The 19,102-nt window shown below is 54.0% G+C and carries 13 protein-coding genes; 7 read left to right on the top strand and 6 right to left on the bottom strand.

The features are described from left to right. Nucleotides 1–17 precede the first annotated feature (17 nt). Nucleotides 18–842: a glutamate racemase gene (murI, locus tag AB1598_09865; GenBank protein ID MEW6145312.1), complete on the top strand. Its 825-nt coding sequence runs from the start codon at nucleotides 18–20 to the stop codon at nucleotides 840–842. Between the two features lie 19 nt (nucleotides 843–861). On the opposite strand, the gene AB1598_09860 is transcribed toward murI, so the two are convergent. Together AB1598_09860 and AB1598_09855 are read right to left on the bottom strand one after the other, a co-directional pair. Next, entirely contained in the window at nucleotides 862–1,857 is a 996-nt protein-coding gene (locus AB1598_09860; GenBank protein ID MEW6145311.1) for an electron transfer flavoprotein subunit alpha/FixB family protein, read from the bottom strand. Nucleotides 1,858–1,891: 34 nt separating this feature from the next. Next, nucleotides 1,892–2,698, bottom strand: coding sequence for an electron transfer flavoprotein subunit beta/FixA family protein (locus AB1598_09855; GenBank protein MEW6145310.1), 807 nt, complete (start codon nucleotides 2,696–2,698; stop codon nucleotides 1,892–1,894). A gap of 327 nt (nucleotides 2,699–3,025) precedes the next feature. Between AB1598_09855 and AB1598_09850 the strand changes: the two genes are divergently transcribed. After that, nucleotides 3,026–3,895, top strand: coding sequence for a DMT family transporter (locus AB1598_09850; GenBank protein ID MEW6145309.1), 870 nt, complete (start codon nucleotides 3,026–3,028; stop codon nucleotides 3,893–3,895). 153 nt (nucleotides 3,896–4,048) lie between these two features. Further along, nucleotides 4,049–7,876 carry a translocation/assembly module TamB domain-containing protein gene (locus AB1598_09845; protein ID MEW6145308.1) on the top strand — a complete coding sequence of 1,276 codons (3,828 nt, stop codon included), beginning with the start codon at nucleotides 4,049–4,051 and terminating at the stop codon, nucleotides 7,874–7,876. Nucleotides 7,877–7,891: 15 nt separating this feature from the next. Here the strand turns inward: AB1598_09845 and AB1598_09840 are convergent, their stop codons facing one another. From AB1598_09840 to AB1598_09830, 3 genes are all read right to left on the bottom strand, one after another. Further along, on the bottom strand, nucleotides 7,892–8,320 hold the full coding sequence (locus AB1598_09840) for a nuclear transport factor 2 family protein (protein MEW6145307.1): 429 nt from the start codon (nucleotides 8,318–8,320) through the stop codon (nucleotides 7,892–7,894). A 90-nt stretch (nucleotides 8,321–8,410) separates the two neighbouring features. Then, nucleotides 8,411–9,565: a tRNA epoxyqueuosine(34) reductase QueG gene (queG, locus tag AB1598_09835; GenBank protein ID MEW6145306.1), complete on the bottom strand. Its 1,155-nt coding sequence runs from the start codon at nucleotides 9,563–9,565 to the stop codon at nucleotides 8,411–8,413. A gap of 47 nt (nucleotides 9,566–9,612) precedes the next feature. Then, on the bottom strand, nucleotides 9,613–10,110 hold the full coding sequence (locus AB1598_09830) for a hypothetical protein (protein MEW6145305.1): 498 nt from the start codon (nucleotides 10,108–10,110) through the stop codon (nucleotides 9,613–9,615). An 84-nt stretch (nucleotides 10,111–10,194) separates the two neighbouring features. On the opposite strand from AB1598_09830, the gene AB1598_09825 reads away from it, so the two are divergent. From AB1598_09825 to AB1598_09810, 4 genes are all read left to right on the top strand, one after another. Then, nucleotides 10,195–10,914 (top strand): rhomboid family intramembrane serine protease, encoded by a 720-nt coding sequence (locus AB1598_09825; GenBank protein MEW6145304.1) that lies wholly within the window; start codon nucleotides 10,195–10,197, stop codon nucleotides 10,912–10,914. 87 nt (nucleotides 10,915–11,001) lie between these two features. Then, the gene (gene pfp / locus AB1598_09820) at nucleotides 11,002–12,261 is read left to right on the top strand and encodes a diphosphate--fructose-6-phosphate 1-phosphotransferase (protein MEW6145303.1); all 1,260 of its coding nucleotides are present in this window, start codon (nucleotides 11,002–11,004) and stop codon (nucleotides 12,259–12,261) included. A 271-nt stretch (nucleotides 12,262–12,532) separates the two neighbouring features. Next, nucleotides 12,533–14,896, top strand: a complete 2,364-nt coding sequence (locus tag AB1598_09815) for a LysM peptidoglycan-binding domain-containing protein (GenBank protein MEW6145302.1) — start codon at nucleotides 12,533–12,535, stop codon at nucleotides 14,894–14,896. Nucleotides 14,897–14,948: 52 nt separating this feature from the next. Continuing rightward, a complete protein-coding gene (locus AB1598_09810; GenBank protein ID MEW6145301.1) occupies nucleotides 14,949–15,599 on the top strand; it encodes an N-glycosylase in 651 nt (216 codons plus the stop codon). Between the two features lie 384 nt (nucleotides 15,600–15,983). Here the strand turns inward: AB1598_09810 and AB1598_09805 are convergent, their stop codons facing one another. After that, a complete protein-coding gene (locus AB1598_09805) occupies nucleotides 15,984–19,094 on the bottom strand; it encodes a multidrug efflux RND transporter permease subunit (protein MEW6145300.1) in 3,111 nt (1,036 codons plus the stop codon). Nucleotides 19,095–19,102: the final 8 nt, after the last annotated feature.

Raw genomic sequence — 19,102 nt, 5'->3', positions numbered from 1 at the left:
GAATAGAAAGGAAGAGCATGACGCGAGATACGAACAGCGCACCGATCGGCGTATTCGATTCCGGTATAGGCGGGCTTACGGTCGTAAGAGAGATAATAAAGAGACTCCCACGGGAGAACATTATTTACCTGGGCGACACGGCGAGGGTTCCTTACGGGACGAAATCGAGCAGGACGGTCGTCACATATTCCCACCACAACGCCCGTTTCCTGGTGTCTAAGGGTATAAAGATGCTCGTCGTCGCCTGCAATACATCCTCGGCCGTTTCTCTTCCGAGCCTGAGCAGCGAGCTCGATATACCCGTAATAGGCGTGATTGAGCCGGGCGCGAAAAAAGCCGGAGCCGCGACGAAGTCGGGGAGAGTGGGTGTGATAGGCACACCGTCGACTATCAAAAGCAGCGCTTACAAGAAGGCGCTCGAAGACGTATCCACCGACATAGAGGTTTACTCGAAAGCGTGCCCGCTCTTCGTTCCGCTGGCCGACGAGGGATGGACAGAGGGAGATATATCGGAGCTCATTGCCAAGGAGTACCTCGCGCCCTTTAAGGAATACGATATAGACGTGCTCGTCCTCGGGTGCACTCACTATCCGCTCCTCAAACGCACGATAAAGAAAGTAATGGGCGAGGGGATAACTCTAGTGGATTCGGCCGAGGAGACGGCAAAGGAAATCGAAAGGGTGCTAAGTGAGAGAGGGCTACTCAATACCGGGAACGAGGCTCCATCGAGGGAATACTATCTCACGGACGTTTCCGACACGTTCGTCTCAGTCGCGGGAAGGTTCCTCGGCGAGAAAATAGAAAATATCGAAATGGTGGATATAACGGGGACGGCTTTATAACCGCCCCCGGACGAAGTTTCTAGCTCTGTGATACGAGCGCTTTCACCTTCTCGGTGAAAGGCGGAAGCACGTCGAAGAGGTCGCCCACTATACCGTAATCGCACTTCTGAAAAATCGGCGCTTCCGGGTCCTTATTTATCGCGACTATCACTTTCGAGGAGCCCATGCCTGCGAAGTGCTGGACAGAGCCCGAGATGGCGATCGCTATATAAAGGTTGGGCGACACGGCCTTCCCCGTCTGGCCGACCTGCATATCGTAAGGACAGTAGCCGGCATCGACCGCGGCGCGTGTAGCGCCCGCTGCGGCCCCGAGTATATCGGCGAGCTGATATATATATTTGAAATTCTCCTCGCTCCCAAGCCCCCTTCCACCCGAGACCACTCTCTCAGCCTCGGTGAGCTCAGGCCTGTCCGATTCTTTCGTCTTTATCTCGACCACTTTCGATTTTATGTCCCCAGCGTTGACCGTTACGGAGCCGTCTACCACTTCGGGGCTCTTCGACTCCTCGACCGCTTTAAAGGAGTTGGGCCTGACGGTCGTCATCATAGGGTTGTGATCGAGAAAGACCTGGGTCGGTATCGCCTTGCTTGAATGGGAAAAGCGTTTTATCTTGAGTTTCTTGTCGTCTGTCAGATCGATCTCTATAGCATCCATGGTGACGCCTGCTCCGACCCGGGCGGCGACCGCAGGGAAATAGTCCTGTCCGAATACCGTGTTCCCCGCTATCACCACCGCAGGGCTGTGCTTCTTTATCAATTCGCTGAGGGCGATCGTGTAACCCTCGGTGTTGAAGTTCTTTAGAAGCTCGTTATCGACGACGTAGACCTTCTCGGCCCCGTATTTGCCCAATTCGGCTGCGTGTCCCGACACGCCCGAGCCGATCAGCACTCCGCAAAGCTTTCCCCCGAGCTTCCCCGCGATCTTGCCCCTCGCTTCGGATAACGCCTCAAAAGTCACCTGCCTAACACTGCCGTCTATTTTGAGATCAGCCACGACCCAAACTTCGTTACTCATATTATTCCTCCTGAAATGTCTATAAACTTAGGTGCTATATAACTTTGGCCTCATCCCTGAGGAGGGTTACCAGCTCTTGAGCGGCATTTTCCACCTCGGCGCCTTTCACCATAGGCTCGTCCTGCCCTTTTATTATCTTGAGCTTCCTCTCTATCTGGGGGACCTTGATCTCGACTGTCTTGACGCGCGCGAGGCCGTCCGTGCCGATATCGGAAAGTTTCACTTCGGTGAGCGGCTTCTTTTTGGCTTTCATGATGCCAGGGAGAGATGCATACCGTGGCTCGTTCATGGCATCGGGGCACGTTATGAGACAGGGGAGCGGAACTTCCACCACCATGTGTCCGCCGTCGATCTCCTTCTGACACACCGCTTTTTTCGCCGACGGGTTTATCTCTATAACCTTGCTCACGAGAGATACGTGGGGGATTCCCAGCTCCTCGGCTATCTGGACGCCGACCTGACCCGACTCTTCGTCTATTATCTTCATGCCTGTAAAAGCTATATCGAATTCACCTAGCTTCTTTATCTCGCCCGCGATAATCTTGCCCGTTGCGAATGAATCCACGTCAGGGGACCCTTCGTCAAGGATATGTAAGGCGCTGTCTGCCCCCATCGCGAGCGCCTGCCTGATGGTTTCGACCACCCTCGCCGGGCCCATGGAGACTACTACCACCTCTCCTCCGTGCTTCTCCTTGGTCTGGATAGCTTCCTCGACCGCGAACTCGTCGTAGGGGTTCATGATCCATTTCATGCCTTCGGTATCGATCGAGTTGCCGGCCGCGGAGACCTTTATCTTCGCCTCCGTATCCTGTGTCTGGCTTACTATTACGAGAATCTTCACCTCTAGCCTACCTCCGAATTTTTATGATTTAATAAACCGAAACAGATATTTAATCATGGAAATATTAACGAGGTTTTTTGAAACCAACTTAGTTTAGCACCCCTCTAGCTCTTTTCAACCCGGGCCGGATATGTAAAATAAGTAATGAATTTAACGGAATAAAGAGTTATTTTATCCGGTAGTCAAAAGCTGTGTAATTATAAATATTGACCATTCCTTGTCAAGACGGCAAAACCGTCCAGGATAAGGCGTGCATGCGCTATACACAGCCGGCAAAACTCCTCTCGGGAGAATCCCGGCGGCACGGTTCCGAATCAATAAAATATAATGAACCGCTCGGTAATGAATATCCTGCTCCTCGTTTTCGTAATAGTAACCTGGGGGTACTCATGGGTACTGATGAAGATGGGCCTCGGCTACATGGAGCCCTTCACACTCGCCGTATGGAGGTGCGCGATAGCGGCGGTCACACTCCTGATATTCGTGAAATCGAGGTCGATCAAGCTCCCCCACCCGCGAAGGTGGCCCGATTTTATCGCCGTCGGGTTATTTCAGACCACGTTCCTCTTCGGATTCATGCTCCTCGGGATGAAGCGCATCACGGCGGGAAAGACGTCGGTGCTCCTCTACACCATGCCAGTTTGGACGATACTCCTTGTGCACTTCTACCTCAAGGAAAAGATAAACACTAGGCAGTGGGCGGGAGTACTGCTCGGGTCTCTCGGGATTGTATCAATACTCGGATGGGACGTTATATCGAAGCAGAACCCCGACATATTCCTCGGCGAGGTGCTCATCATTATCGCAGCCGTATCGTGGGCAGTATCGAACATATGGGTGAAGAAGAGGATGGCCGGCGAGGACGTTTACAGAATAAGCGCGCTACAGCTCGTTTTCGGGACGCTCGGCCTCTTACTCTTAGCCATACCTACACACGGGGTATTGACCGTCGAATGGACGCCGACCTCAGTATACGTGCTCCTCTTTACCGGCCTCATCGCCTCGGCTGTCGACTTCACGATATGGTTCTATCTCATAAAGAAGCTCGATATCAACATCACGACCTTCTCATCCATGCTTGTGCCCGTCTTCGGCCTATTCTTCGACTGGCTTATCCTGGGGAGCGGGCTCGACTGGGGGACGATAACGGGAGGGGCGCTCATACTGGCGGGGATTTACATGGTGTCGAAGAAATAATCCTCACTCCGCCCTGCTCTTTCGAGGTTCATTTTAAGAGTCCGTTCATGTATAATTGTGTCAAAGCCTGACGGCGTGAAGTTTCAAATGAAACATTCATGATAACAAGATCTGATCATTGCTTTAAACTCACGCTCCCTGAAAAGCCGCCTTATGCGTCATAAGATACTGATCACCGCCGCTATAATATTCGGATTGTTCGTACTCATCACGATAGCCGCCTACTACTTTACACAGACAGCCTATTTCAGAGCGCTCGTCAAAAATACGGCGGAGCGGATCGTCAGCTCTTCGACGGGCCAGTCCTTTAAGATAGGCGAGGTCGAAGGCAACTTTTTTTACAACATTAAGCTCAAGGACGTTTCGTTCGAAGTCGAAGGCGAAAGCTTCGTTTCCGTAAACGAGCTCTCGGTCACGTACTCCATCCCTCAGATGCTCAACACGGCGGTGCTGCTCAGTAAAACCGTTCCAGTAGACAGTGTGGCCGTAAACGGGGCGCGGGTAAGGCTCATCAAATACGGGGACGGCTCATGGAACTTCAGCCGGATCGGGAGCCGCACCGAAAAGGAGAAGGAGAGAGATAAAGAGAAAAAGGGCCCTCCGGAGTGGAGCATCATAGTTTCCGACCTGCTCCTCGGGCGGAGCGATCTCACCATAGACGACAGGGAAAATAAGAAAGTCTCGAAGTTCTCAGTTGACAATACCGAGCTCTCGGCGAAGCTACTTCATATCATAGAGGAGATACACGTAGACCTCAAAAACGCCGACCTCGATGCGCCCTCACTGGGACTCAGCGTCAAGAACCTGAAAGCCGAAGCGCTCTACACGGGCGACAAAGCCCGAATTAAAGACCTCGGGGTCCTGCTGAACGGAGCCGAGATCAAGCTCGACGCCGAAGCCGGCAATCTCGAAGGAGACCCGGAAATTTCATACAAGGTGTCGGCCCGTGACTACAAGGTCCCGGACATCGGCATATTCAGCCTGGAATCGGAGGGAGAAGGCGTATTCAAAGGCCCGAAAGATATAGATGCACTGATAAATATAAATATCCCCGAATCGGAAATCTTCGGGAAAAAGCTCTCCGGGTCTCTCGATAAAATCTCGGTCACGGGGACGGGAGTGGACCTGGGTGAAGGGAACATCAAATCAGGCCTCGGCGAGCTGTTATTGAGCGGGAAGGGGGACCTGGCCCGCTTGATCACGGGGGAAGGAAAGAACAGCTTCGACGTCAAGCTCTCTCTTAAAGATGTGAAGACGACAGAGATATTTTCCCTCATAGAAGGGAGAACCGAAAAGAAGACGGATGCTGTCATTGCGAAGCTGGGCGCGGTGCTCAATGCCGAACTGCAAGCCGAAGGAACGTGGGCCGAGTTCAGGGACATGACGGTCAAAGGAAAGATCGAGCGCCTCGACATACAGGGAAAGGAGGCGGGGGATCTGAAATTGACAGGGACCGCGGGCTATTCGCCAGACGGGGTAGGAGTGGACGTCAAAGCAGCTTTTAAGAACGTCGACCTCGGGACGATCCTCAGCAAAAAGAACCTCAGAAGCAAGATAAATTCCGATCTGGCTGTTAAAGGGCTTATCCCCCTTCAAGGGGACGTGCTCCAGAAAATGAACGCAACGGTGAAGGGGAATATCGGACCGTCAGGCATCTTCAACGTAAACCTGAAAAGAGGGAACGTGGATGTCTCATACGATAAGGAGAGGCTGATCGTGAAGGCTTTGTCGCTGGACGGGGATTCATTCAAGCTGAGCGTAAAGGACGGCACCGCAAGCAGGAAGGGAATGAGCCTCGGTTACGACCTCGAAGTCGGGGACCTGGGCCTCATCTCAAGATTCACGCCCGGGACGGAATTCGCCGGGACCCTCAAGGCCGCGGGGAAGGTCGAAGGGGACATCAGGAATCCGAATATAACTATCAAAGCCGAAGCGGGGGACCTCGAGATAAACGATGTGTTCGCGGCTCAATCCGTAACAATAAAAGGAGACGGCTCAATAGACCTCGATAATCCCGACCTGCGAGCGGAAATCAGGACCGGGAACGCAAAAATCAAGGATAGGAATATAGAGAGCATCGCGATCGACGCCGAAAGTGAAGGAAAGGGTATAAATGTAAGCGCGTTGATAACGGAGAACGACCAATTCGAGTATGAAATTGCAGCTGCGCTCAGAGACCTCGGGGCGAGCGAGAAGCACATGGAGATCAGCAAGCTCAGGCTGGATATGGAAGAGACCGAGCTTGTGAACAGGGACAAGATTCTTCTGACCGTTTCACCAAACAAGCTTATAGTGGATTCATTCAACCTCTACTATAATGATTCTTCGGCGCTCGCTGACGCGAGTATCTTATACGACGGCAATGTCGACGGGCATGTAAAGCTCAGCAACCTGGCTATTAACGATATAGTCAAGCTCCTGAATCCGAAGGCTGATGTCTCGGGGACTCTGTCAGCCGACGCCCGCATAAGAGGGACTATGGCGGCGCCCCAATTCAACGCGAAGCTCAATACGAGCAACCTGGCCTATAAGGATTTCAAAGACGATATATCGCTCGACCTCGATTACTTCGAACGAAATCTCGGCATGAAATTTCTCGTAACGGGCGACTCGGGCGTAGTTTTGCAGGCAACCGGGAACTCGGACGCGAACCTCGATCTTAATAACCTGGGAGAGAACATCAAGCAGGCGAGGTTCAATCTTGCAATCAGCTCGAGCGGGGTTGACCTGAGCCCGTTGACGAGCGTCAGCAGCGAGATCGAGAAATCCTCGGGGCTGCTCATAATCGACGTTAACGCAAAGGGCACTCTGGACAATCCCGTAGCGTATGGACAGATAACACTCAAAGATGCAATGTTCAAGATCAAATCCCTCAGGAACGAGCTCAATGTCTCGAACGCCTTGATAGAGCTCGATGGGCAGAAAGGGTTCTTGAGAAAGGCCGAGATCGTTTCCGGTAAGGGGAAAGGGACTTTCGAAGGGCAGATCGACGTCCCTACAATGACCTACGACCTCGACGGGAATATGAAGAACTTCCTCCTGAAGCCGAAGAGAATAACAGCAAATATAACCGGAAACCTGGGACTCAAGGGGGAAGGGACCAAGATAGAAGTCGGTGGCAAGCTGACGGTCGAAAAAGCCCGGATCACTATCCCCGAGCAGCAGGAAAAGGAGATAGAGGAGATTAAATTCGTCGACGAAGACAAGGAAGAGTTCGTAGTCGGCGGCCCGCCGACGGACTACTTTAAAGAAAACGTCGCGCTTGACCTTTCCATCAGGATGAGACAGAACAACTGGGTAAAGGGACGGGGCGCCAACATCGAGCTGAAGGGAGACCTCGACGTCAAGAAGTCGTATGGTCACGACGTCAGGATCGCGGGCACCATCAACACCGTCAGGGGCACTTACGAGACCCTCGGCAAACTTTTTCGGATCCAGGAAGGAAGCGTGAACTTCACCGGGACGGAGAAGATCAACCCGCTCCTCGACGTAACCGCGCTTTACCGCGTCTCGAGCGTCCAGATTTATGTAAATATCAGCGGGACAGCGGAAAAACCTGTGCTCAAGCTTTCGAGCGACCCCCCGATGTCTGAGACCGACATCGTTTCATATATCGTGTTCGGCGCTCCTTCAGATCAGATCGGCTCCGGGAACAGGGCGTCTATTCAGGGAGTAGCCACGGGCGTGGCGGGAGGCATAGCCGCCGCGCAGCTCGAGAAGCTTCTCGGAAGCAAGCTGTCGCTCGACGTCATAAGCGTTGGAGGAGGCGCCGACGGACCGCAGGTAGAGGTCGGGAAATATCTCACGCAGGACCTTTACATCGCTTACGAGAGGGAAACCACGGAGTCCCTGCTCGATTCGACGACCATAACGGAGAACAGGGTCCTGCTCGAATACACGATCTTTAAAAACGTAACGATAAACGGGGACGTCGGAGGGGAAAACCCCGGCGTCGACGTATTCTACAACTTTAATTATTGATTCCCGGAAGATTATTTACTGAAGATTCTGATTCGATACGGCCTCGCCGGCAGGCACGGGTACGGGGGAGGCGTGGTGAAGGACAAGCCGCCACGAAGGTCCCCTGAGCTCGTACACGTTCGTAGACTGGGCATAACCGAGCCGCGTCTCATCCCCCGCCTTCTGGCTTATCTTTTCTATACATATCACCCAAGCCAGGTCGCCCGAGACGTGTACCCTTACGTCGGAAATTTCAATACGTGCGGGCGTGCCCGCCTGAAATATATTTTTCCAGCTCTCTCTGATGGCTTCCCATCCGTAGAGCATAGGCCAGCCGGGGTGAACACACTTAGCCTTGGGCTCGTTCAACCACACTTCCCTCATCGAAACGAGATCGCCGTTGCGGAGAGCCTGATAAAACCTCGAATTCGCTGTCAACACATCTTTTTTTAGATCAGCTTCCATGTGTCACTCCCGTGCATTCGGGTTTCTCACTCCTCTATTCCGTGCACAAGTTTACCCGTCCCGCAGCCCATAGACCACGGGCCGAACCCCTCAGCACCGAATACCCTTGAGAATCGCACCTATTTCCTCAACCACGAGAGGGTCGTCCTCAACCCTAAGACGCTCGAGCAGTCTGTCTCTGGATTCCTCACCTTCGAGCTTCCAGAGCGCCCAGGCCGCGTGAGCCCTCACGAGCGGCTCTGCGTCCGCAAGGTATTCCTCGACAACCGGAACCAGGTTCGTATCCCCCGAATTGCCCATAGCTGTGAGGACACTCCGCAGTAACCCCTTCCTTTTCGTCCGCTTTATCGGGCTTCCACTGAACCGCGCGCTGAACTCGTCCGGACCGAGCCCGGCGAACGAACGGAGGTCGGGGTTATAAAGGCCATCCTTCGGATGAAAGCCCGGCTCCACGGTCTTTTCGGCATTTCTGTTCCACGGGCAAACGTCCTGGCATATATCGCATCCGAATATATTGTTGCCGATACCGTCTCTCAACCGAGCCGGTATGCCGCCTTTTAACTCTATTGTGAGATAGGAGATACAGAGTCTCGAATCGAGCACGTAGGGGCCGGTAATAGCGCCCGTAGGGCAGGCATCTATGCACCGTGTGCACGTGCCGCACCTGTCGGGGACGGGGCTGTCGTATTCGAGCTCAAGGCCCGTGATGATCTCTCCGAGGAAGATCCAGGAACCTATCTCCTGGTTAATGAGGCAGGTGTTCTTCCCTGTCCAGCCTATGCCGCCGTATTTTCCGTAAACCCTTTCCAGTACCGGCCCGGTATCGACGTAACGGCGGGAGGCAACCCTCTCCCCGGCTTTCCGCGAAACAAATCCCTCGAGCGTCTTCAGCTTATCGTCCATAACCGTGTGGTAGTCATCCCCCCATGCGTAGCGTGCGATCCAGCCCCTCCGCTTGTCGCCCGCCGCCGTCGAGTAGGGCAAATCGGTATTGTAATTGAGACCGCACGTAATTACGGATTTCGCGCCTGGAACCACACGGCCCGCGTGCTGCCTCCTTTCGGGGCTCCTCTCCATATATTTCATCTCCCCCGCGTACCCCCTCGACAGCCATTCTTTATAGTACTGGCTTTCCGGGAAGTGTCCGACCGGAGAAACTCCGACCAGGTCGAATCCGATATCGTACGCCTTCGACTTTATGGAATCCGTGATCTCCCTGATCCCCATGGAGTCTAATTTTATCACAAAAGCGGTATCGGAAGTGAATTTGAAGAATGCAGAAAGATGGCGGGCTATTCGGACCAGCCGCCGGGATATTTCTTGGCCGTGAGTATGAGCTCCGCGACCTCGCTAACGACCCCGCTGCCCATGGTATAAGCGGCGAAATACGATTCCGCTTTCACTTGAAGCGGGGCGTCCGGCGTGACCGCAGTGAAGATGACCCTTTTCATTACGGGGATGTCCTCTCGGTCCCTGCATATGAACGCTATCTCTTCGTCGGATACTGAGTAGTCGCTCTTTACGACGGTAAAGAACCGGGGATATTCCGTGACGCCCTGGTGGAGCGTTATCCCCAACCGCTCGGCGGCCGATGAAATGAGCTCGTCCTTCGACCTGGAGAACGCCACGAACTCCACGTCGCAGTCCCTGAGCGCACGGATATGATGGCCGTTCAGCCCGCGATCACCTCCGGCGCTCGCGCCGTCAGATATAAACCCGTCCGCGTTGATCAGAACGAGCTTTATCCCGGCGAGCTTCTTATAGAGGTCTGATCTGAGCTTCTGAAACATATTTACCCGACCCGTTTAATAATAACACGCACTCAATTTTATGTAATCGTCCCTATATTGCAAGTGGTGAGGGTGGGACGCCCTATGTATAATCTAAGGGAGATGATACCCCTCCGAGATACCACCAAATCTCCCGGATTCCCGTTCGTGAACATCATGCTAATTGTAATCAATGTACTTGTTTTTTTATACGGGTATTCGATCGGCGAGTATGTAAACGTATTTATCTTCCGGTACGGCCTCATACCTGCTAACGTATTTTCGTCCTCGCCAGACATCGCTTTCACCGACCGTGTATACCCCTTCCTGACGTCCATGTTCCTCCACGGCGGATGGCTCCACCTTATCGGCAACATGCTCTTCCTATACATATTCGGGGACAACGTCGAAGGCAGGATGGGCCATTTCAGGTATCTCGCTTTTTATATCGTATGCGGTCTCATAGCGGCCCTTTTTCAATTCGTCACCAACGTCCGTTCCGTCATACCGATGGTCGGGGCCAGCGGAGCGATCTCGGGCGTGCTGGGGGCCTACATGACTTTCTACCCGAGGTCCAAAATACTGACCCTCGTGCCGGTCTTTTTCTTCATACAATTCATACACATCCCCGCCGCGGTGTTCATTTTCGTCTGGTTCATAATACAATTCCTGAGCGGGCTCGGCACACTGAGCGCGCCAAAGGAATCGGGCGGTGTGGCGTTCTGGGCTCACATAGGGGGCTTCGTCGCGGGCCTCCTGCTCGCGCGCTTCTTCGACAGGAGGCCGTATATACGGGAGGCGTCCATGGGCAGGTATTTTCATTAGCTTCACAAGTGCCATTTAATTTCCATGCGACTTGTTCATATTATATAATGAGCGGCAGGTTGAAACACACTGAGAAGGTAAGAGGATATGCCCCGAAAGAAAGAACCTAACAGAAACAGACTCGCCATACTCGTAGGGGGCGGACCTGCGCCGGGAATCAACGGTGCAATCAGCGCCTCGACGATCGAAGCCGTCAACAGGGGCATAGAGGTGATAGGCATAAGGGAAGGCTTCAGATGGATCGCTGAGGGCGATACAAGCCAGATCGAGAAGCTGACGATACAGAACACGTCGCGTATACACAACACGGGCGGCTCCGTTATCGGCATATCGAGGGCCAACCCCACGTCGAGCAGCGAAAGGATGAATAACACAATAAGAAGCCTCACTAGGCTCGGTGTGAGATACCTGATAACGATAGGCGGAGACGGCACTATGTTCCTCGCGAGCGAGGTAGAGAAGGCCGCAAAGGGCAGGATAAAGATTGCGCATATCCCGAAGACCATAGACAACAACATTCCGCTGCCGGGCTACATACCGACGTTCGGCTACGAGACAGCCCGGCACATAGGCTCTCACCTCGTCCATTACCTCATGGAGGACGCGAGGACCACAAAGAGATGGTTCATTGTCGTAACGATGGGGAGAAGGACGGGCCATCTCGCCCTCGGGATAGGTAAAGCCTCGGGGGCGACCCTGACCCTGATCCCGGAGCAGTTCGGCGAGGGCAAGATATCTCTCAGGAATATAACCTCTATCCTCGAAGGGTCGATAATAAAACGCCTCGCGCACGGGAGGGAGGACGGCGTGGCTATACTCGCAGAAGGGCTCACGGAGAAGCTCGACGAGGAAGAGCTCAAGCATCTGAAGGATCTGAGCAGGGACGAGCTCGGACGCATAAGGCTCTCCGAGGTTGATCTCGGAGAGCTGCTCAAGCACGAAACGATGAAATCACTGGCCGAGAAAGGAATCACTACGAGGGTGATAGAAAAGACGATCGGTTACGAGCTCAGGTCGGCGCCGCCCATACCTTTCGACGCGAAATACACGCGCGACCTCGGCTACAGCGCCGTGAAATATCTGCTGAGCGGCGGCTCGGGAGCGGTAGTATCGATACAGACCGGAAGGATGATCCCCATATATTTCGATGAAATCATAGACCCGGTGCTGAATCAGCCCAGGATAAGGTACGTCGATATAAACACCGAATCGTATGAAGTCGCCCAGAAGTATATGATCAAGCTCAGTAAAGACGACCTCACCGACAAGCGGAAACTGAGAGCGCTCGCGAAGACCGCCAACATGAAGCCCGAAGACTTTAAAAGATATTTTTCGGGTGCTGTATGAAGAGAAAATCACGTAAATAAAATCTTCACGACAAGATTCTGAGCCTTAAAAACGGCGCAGAAATCAATCAGAGTGCAGACGGGAAGTCGATATTATTCAGCGTGATGTTTGGCTTTTTTAAGAAGAGCGCTTAAATTTGCATCTCAATCCATTGACATTCAAACCAAATTATGATAAAAAAAAGCCAATGTTTTACAAGCACTTACTCCCTGTTGCCGCCGTTATAACTCTCCTTCTGATCGGTTGCGGAGCCAAGTCACCCAGTACCGGCATGTCAGGTCCGGCGATTTCCGGAATCAGACTCGAGGACACGGAAATCGATTCCGAAATCAAAATAGTCGACGAGGATACCGGAGACGAGACCACAGAAGACGTGAGGTCGAGCTTTTTCATCCTCAATCCTCAGGTGCAGGGCTGGAAGACCTATTATTACATCGAGAACATATTCGAACAGTTCCCGGACGTCGCCCCCGAAACCGAAAAAGAGATACCGGTGGTGCTCAACGACAAGGTAATCCACTACATGGTTTATTTTCAGAACCAGGGGCGGAGGTCTTTCAGCATATGGCTCGAACGATCGGGTAAGTTCATCCCGCTGATGAAGGAGATCCTCTCGCAGAGAGGGATGCCTACTGACCTCGTATATCTCGCAATGATAGAAAGCGGGTTCAACGTCAAGGCCGAATCCAGGAGCGCAGCCGTAGGGCCGTGGCAGTTCATAAAGCCCACCGCACTCCGATACGGTCTCAGGGTCGACTCCTGGGTGGACGAGAGGATGGACCCGCGAAAGTCAACCAACGCCGCAGCGGATTACCTTAGCGACCTCTACGCAATGTTCCAGTCCTGGGAGCTCGCCGCAGCCGGCTATAACTGCGGGGAGGACCGTGTCCAGGCGGCCATAGACAAATATCAGATCAACGACTTCTGGCAGATCTCCGAGTTCACTCTGCCGACCGAGACCAAGAACTACGTCCCCAAGCTCATGGCCGCTCTCATCATAGCCAAGAGCCCGGATAAGTACGGGTTCGTCGGAATCGACTATCACGAAGCCGAATTCTACGAGACGGTGATGGTTCCTCCTCAAAAGAGCCTCAACGACATAGCGAGAGTAATAGGTGTGAGCCATTACACGCTCGTCGAGCTCAATCCCGCGATCCTCCTCAACGCGACACCTCCCGGAGGTCCTTACCAGATAAACGTCCCCCAGGGGTATTCGACCATCGCGTCCCAGAAGAGTAAAGAGCTCTATGCCCTCAAAGACGTAAACCCGGTAATTGCCCAGAGGAGCGTAGGAGGCACGCATAAGGTCAGGCGCGGGGAGACCCTCGGCAGGATAGCCGCACGCTACGGCGTCAGCGTGTCGAGCATAAAAAGAGCAAACGGCATGAGAAGCTCGACCATCAGAACGGGTCAGGTGCTGACTATACCCGGACTCTCAGGGCCGTCGAGCTCATACGCGTCGAATGACGGAGGCGGTACTACCGTCGAGTACAGGGTGAGGCGCGGAGACACACTGGGCGCTATAGCAGCCAGGCACAGGGTGAGCATCGCTTCTATAAAGAACGCCAACAACCTGAGGAGCTCCATGATAAGGTCGGGACAGGTGCTCACGATCCCTGGAGCCACGGGCCGTTATTACGATACCGATGTCGTGACGACCAGCTCCACCAGGATAGCCAAACATATGGTGAATCCGGGCGAGACGCTGGGCGGGATTGCGGCGAAATATAACGTCAGCATATCGACAATAAAGCGTGCAAACGGCATCAAGGGATCGACGATAATGTCGGGACAGGTATTGGACATACCCTACATAACCGACGGAAGCACATATATAGCGAGCTCGGAAGGTAGATACGACGATTCTTCCGTAACCTCGACTGCGGCGGCTTCACGGACTTCAACTACCCGCTCCTCGACGCGCTATACGGTAAAATCGGGAGACACGCTCGGGAAGATAGCCGCGAAGCACGGCGTATCAACCGCATCCATACAGAGCGCTAATAATATGAGGGGTACAGTGGTAAAACGGGGAGAGGTATTGACCATACCCGGGACCTCCTCGACGGCCTCTACCGGCACCGAGGTCTCTGAGAGAGAGCGCTATAACGGCGCCGGAAGCAAATACACAGTCGCACGAGGGGATACCTTAGGCAGCATCTCGCGGAAGTTCGGCGTATCGGTCGCGTCCATACAGAGCGCCAATAACCTGAACGGCTCCGTTATCAAGTACGGGCAGGTTCTGACTATTCCCGGAACGTCGAGCGCATCGTATTCGAGTGCGAGTGTAGAGACAGCGAGCGTTGCTACAAGCAAATACAGAGTGCAGCCGGGCGACACGCTAGGCGGCATAGCGGAAAAGCACGGCGTCGCACTGTCGTCGTTAAAGAGCGCCAACAACCTGAACGGCTCCGTAATAAGATCGGGGCAGGTGCTCGTAATACCGAACGGAAGTTACGCCTCGTCGAAATCATTCTCGAGCAGCAGCGATGTTATCAGCTACAGGGTCAAGAAAGGCGATACGCTCTGGGAGATCGCTAGCAGGCACAACGTGTCCGTAGCGAGCATCCAGAAGTGGAACAACCTGAGATCAGCGGAGCTGACTCCGGGAGTGAGCCTCACTATCTACAAATAAAACCGTCGAGCATCCCGCGAGCAGTATCCATACCCTCCCACGGCAGTGATAAATGAATAAAGAACTTTGCGATAAGCTAAGGGTCTCCTATAAAGCGAAGAGGGGGATTATCAGGGAGAGGCTCGAAGAATTCCGGGACGTTTACAGGTATGGCGATGACAGGAGGATATTCGAAGAGCTCGCGTTCTGCATATGCACGGCCGGGGCGAGCGCCAGGATGGGGTTAAGGTCCATCGATGCTTTGAGGGATATACTCCTCGAAGGGAGCCTCAGAAAACTGAGCAGCAGACTAAAAGGAATCCACAGGTTCCCCAAATATAGACCGGATTACATAATCCACACCAGGGAGTATCTAAGACGCGAGCACGGGTTCAGGCTGAGGGACCTGATCGAATCGTTCGGAGACCCTCTCGAAAGGAGAGACTACTTCGCCCGGGACAAGGACATCAAGGGTATAGGGTACAAGGAGTCGAGCCATTTCCTGAGGAACATCGGCTATAAGGGTTACGCAATTCTCGACAGGCATATACTGAATACGCTGTGCGAGCTCGGTGTGATCGGGAGCCCGAAGCCGCCCGGCACGAGGGACAGGTATATCGCTATAGAAAACAGCTTCAAGCAATTTGCGGAAGATATAGGCATACCGTTCGACGAGCTCGACCTGCTCCTATGGAGCGAGAAGACGGGGGAGGTGCTGAAGTAGCAAGTGTGATGCGGGATGCAGGATAAAAGTTGAGATTCACGATTAAAACATTCGGGGATGACAACAAAAAATCCTCCCTACCCCTCCTTTTACAAAGGAGGGAATGAAAGGACAAAAAACGAGATCCTGAACTTGTTTCAGGATGACAAAAATAAAAAAACGACGAAAAGATAAGATTGCCGCGGTCGCACACTTCGTATTTTGGGTTGTATTACCCTTGTGCATCAATCGATGAGCGTACTTGCAATCAGCCAGTGGCGTCCGGTTGCTCGCTTGTTCGCAACCGTTCCTCGCAATGACATCCTTCGACAAGCTCAGGATGCGTGGGTCTGTTAATCGCGGTGTGAGGCCGTTCCTACGGATTCGAGAAAAGATGCCAAAACCCTAAGCCGGTTTGCTCGATCCGCGCTCTCTGAGAGACTCGATTATCACGTAGAATACGGGCACGATGATGAGGCTCAGGAGAGTTGAGACTATCATGCCGCCGAATACGGCCGTCCCTAACGAATGACGGCTGTTGGCGCCCGCCCCTGATGCGACTACGAGGGGGAATACGCCGAGTATGAACGCGAACGCGGTCATCAGGATCGGTCTCAGCCTGATGAGGGCGGCCGTCATCGCGGCCTCCTGGATCGGCATCCCCTCCTCCCTCCGCTGCTTCGCGAACTCGACTATAAGGATCGCGTTCTTGCTCGCGAGACCTATGAGCATGACGAGCCCGATCTGGCAGTAGATGTCGTCCGAGAGGCCGCGGAGCCACTGGGCTGTCATCGCGCCCAGGAGAGCGAGGGGAACCGCGAGCATGACCATGAACGGCATCGCCCAGCTCTCGTAGAGCGCTGCCAGGAAGAGGAAAACGAATACGAGCGATAGGCCGAATATGAGGGGTGCGAGGTTCCCCGCCTTTATTTCCTGATACGAGATGCCCGACCATTCGAACCCCATGCCTTCCGGCATAAACTCGTCCGCGAGCTCCTCCATAGCCTGCATGGCCTGACCCGAGCTGTAACCGGGGGCGTTGTCGCCGTCGATCTCGGCCGAGCGGTAAAGGTTGTAATGGGTGATCGTCTCGGGACCGACTATCTTCGTCACGTCTATGAGCGTATCGAGCGGCACGAGGTCCCCTCTGTTGGTGCGCACATACAGGCGCGATATGTCGTCTATCGTGTTCCGGTACTGCTGGTCCGCCTGTATGAAGACCTTGTAGACCTGGCCGAAGAGGTTGAAGTCGTTTACGTAAAGTGAGCCGAGGTAACTCTGGAGCACCTGGAATACCGCCGAGATCGAAACGCCCTGCGTCTTCGTCTTCGTCCTGTCGAGCTCGATATAAAGACCGGGGGTATCGACCGAGAAATATGCGAATAGGCCTACGAGCTCGGGCCGCTTCTGACCCGCCTCTATGATTTCTCCCATAACCTTCTGAAGGGTATCGAGACCGAGGTCGGTCCTGTCCTCGAGCTCGAACTGAAAGCCGCCGGTCGAGCTCAGGCCCTGTATGGCGGGGGCGTTGAACGCGACCACTTCGGCCCCCTGTATCCCCGCGAACTTCTTCCGCACGGAGGCAAGAATATAATCGATCTTGGTTTCCTTGGACTTCCTCTCGTTCCACGGCGCGAGCACGGGGAACATGGCGCCCGAGTTAGAGTCCGAGCTCGACGTAAGGAAGTTAAGACCCGATATGGATACAACGTGCGCGATCCCCGGCGTATTTATCAGTATGTCGTATACCTGCTTCATGGTCGCGTTCGTGCGCTCGAGAGAAGAGCCCTCGGGCCCCTGTATATTCACGATGAAGTACCCCTGGTCTTCCTCGGGGACAAATCCGGTAGGGACTATCTTGAACATGTAAGCCGTTAAACCCATCAGCACCGCGAAGACAAGCACGACGAGCTTCCACCGCGCGGTCAGATCCTTCACCCGGCCCTGGTAGCCGTTCCTGAACCTGTCGAACCCTTCGTTGAATTTCCTGTAGAACCACCACTTCCCGCCCGTCTCCTTCCGGAGGAATAGCGCGCATAGAGCGGGACTCAGAGTGAGGGCGTTTATTGCGGAGATGCCTACCGAGAACGCGATAGTCAGTGCGAACTGCCTGTACATCTGGCCGGAAATGCCGGGCATGAAGGATACCGGGACGAATACCGCCATGAGGACAAGAGAGGTAGCGACGATAGGCCCCGTCACCTCTTTCATTGCAGCGCTCGTCGCTTCCCTGGGGGAAAGGTCCTTTTCCTCGAGGAGACGCGAGACATTTTCCACGACCACTATCGCGTCGTCGACGACGAGGCCGATAGCGAGTACGAGGCCGAAGAGGCTGAGCGTGTTTATGGAAAAGCCGAACGCGTTTATAAGTGCGAACGTTCCTATCAACGATACGGGTATTGTGATTGCGGGAATGAGCGTAGCCCTGAAATTCTGGAGGAACACGAACACAACGATGAATACAAGCACGAACGCCTCGAAGAGTGTCTTTACCACCTCCTCGATGGACGCCTTTACGAATTCCGTAGTATCGTAGACGATCCTGTAGTCCACGCCTGATGGAAAGTTCTTCTTGAGCTCCTCCATTGTGGTCCTGACCTGCTTATCGACATCGAGGGCGTTTGCGCCCGGGAGCTGATAAATGCCGATCCCGATTGCGGGCTTACCGTCGAGGAGGCTGTCCTGGTCGTAGCTCTGGGCTCCAAGTTCCACCCGGGCCACGTCTTTTATACGGACCACGGTGCCGTCCGTCTCGGCGCGTACGATTATGTCACCGAACTGCTCTACGGTCTCGAGCCTGCCGAGCGCGGTGATCGTGTACTGGAACTGCTGTCCATCCGGCACAGGCGGCTCGCCAATCGCGCCCGCGGCGACCTGGAGGTTCTGCTCGGATATGGCGTCGATGACGTCCGCGACCGTAAGCCCGAGGCTCGCGATCTTGTCCGGGTTAAGCCACACCCGCATGGAATATTCCCTCTCGCCCCATATCGTAAGGTTGCCGACACCGGGGATACGCTGGAGCGTCTGGTATATCTGGATGCCGATATAGTTGCTGAGGAAGAGCTCGTCGCGGCTCCCGTCGGGGGATATGAGGTGTACGGCGAGGATAAGGCTCGGCGACTGCTTCTCTACCGATATGCCGTACTTGCCCACCTCCTCGGGGACTAGGGGTGTCGCAAGCTGGACCTGGTTCGTCACGTCTACATTTGCGATGTCGAGGTCATAGCCGACCTCGAATGTGACGTTGATATTCATCGTGCCGTCGTTCGAGCTGTAGGACTCCATATACGTCATACCCTCGACGCCGTTTATCTGCTCTTCTATAGGGTCGGTGACTGTCGTCTCAACGACCTCGGCGCTCGCGCCCGTGTAAGTCGCCGAAACGTTGACGGTCGGGGGGGCGATGTCGGGGAACTGAGCAACCGGCAGTATGGGTATGGAAATAGCGCCGACGAGTGTTATCAATATTGCGACTACTGTGGCCAGAACTGGACGCTGTATAAAAAAATCAACCAAAACAGATC

Source organism: Thermodesulfobacteriota bacterium, assembly GCA_040754335.1.
Lineage (GTDB): Bacteria > Desulfobacterota_D > UBA1144 > Nemesobacterales > UBA2774 > 2-12-FULL-53-21.
The sequence above is the reverse complement of the archived record's forward strand: the minus strand, read 5'-3'. Positions and strand labels throughout refer to the sequence as shown.

What these genes read in the sequence shown, in the direction of transcription:
- pfp (MEW6145303.1), top strand. Translation starts at nt 11,002, where the DNA reads ATGCCCCGAAAGAAAGAACCTAACAGAAACAGACTCGCCATACTCGTA.
- AB1598_09850 (MEW6145309.1), top strand. Translation starts at nt 3,026, where the DNA reads ATGAACCGCTCGGTAATGAATATCCTGCTCCTCGTTTTCGTAATAGTA.
- AB1598_09825 (MEW6145304.1), top strand. Translation starts at nt 10,195, where the DNA reads ATGTATAATCTAAGGGAGATGATACCCCTCCGAGATACCACCAAATCT.
- AB1598_09830 (MEW6145305.1), bottom strand. Translation starts at nt 10,110, where the DNA reads ATGTTTCAGAAGCTCAGATCAGACCTCTATAAGAAGCTCGCCGGGATA.
- AB1598_09810 (MEW6145301.1), top strand. Translation starts at nt 14,949, where the DNA reads ATGAATAAAGAACTTTGCGATAAGCTAAGGGTCTCCTATAAAGCGAAG.
- AB1598_09840 (MEW6145307.1), bottom strand. Translation starts at nt 8,320, where the DNA reads ATGGAAGCTGATCTAAAAAAAGATGTGTTGACAGCGAATTCGAGGTTT.
- AB1598_09860 (MEW6145311.1), bottom strand. Translation starts at nt 1,857, where the DNA reads ATGAGTAACGAAGTTTGGGTCGTGGCTGATCTCAAAATAGACGGCAGT.
- AB1598_09815 (MEW6145302.1), top strand. Translation starts at nt 12,533, where the DNA reads ATGTCAGGTCCGGCGATTTCCGGAATCAGACTCGAGGACACGGAAATC.
- AB1598_09845 (MEW6145308.1), top strand. Translation starts at nt 4,049, where the DNA reads ATGCGTCATAAGATACTGATCACCGCCGCTATAATATTCGGATTGTTC.
- murI (MEW6145312.1), top strand. Translation starts at nt 18, where the DNA reads ATGACGCGAGATACGAACAGCGCACCGATCGGCGTATTCGATTCCGGT.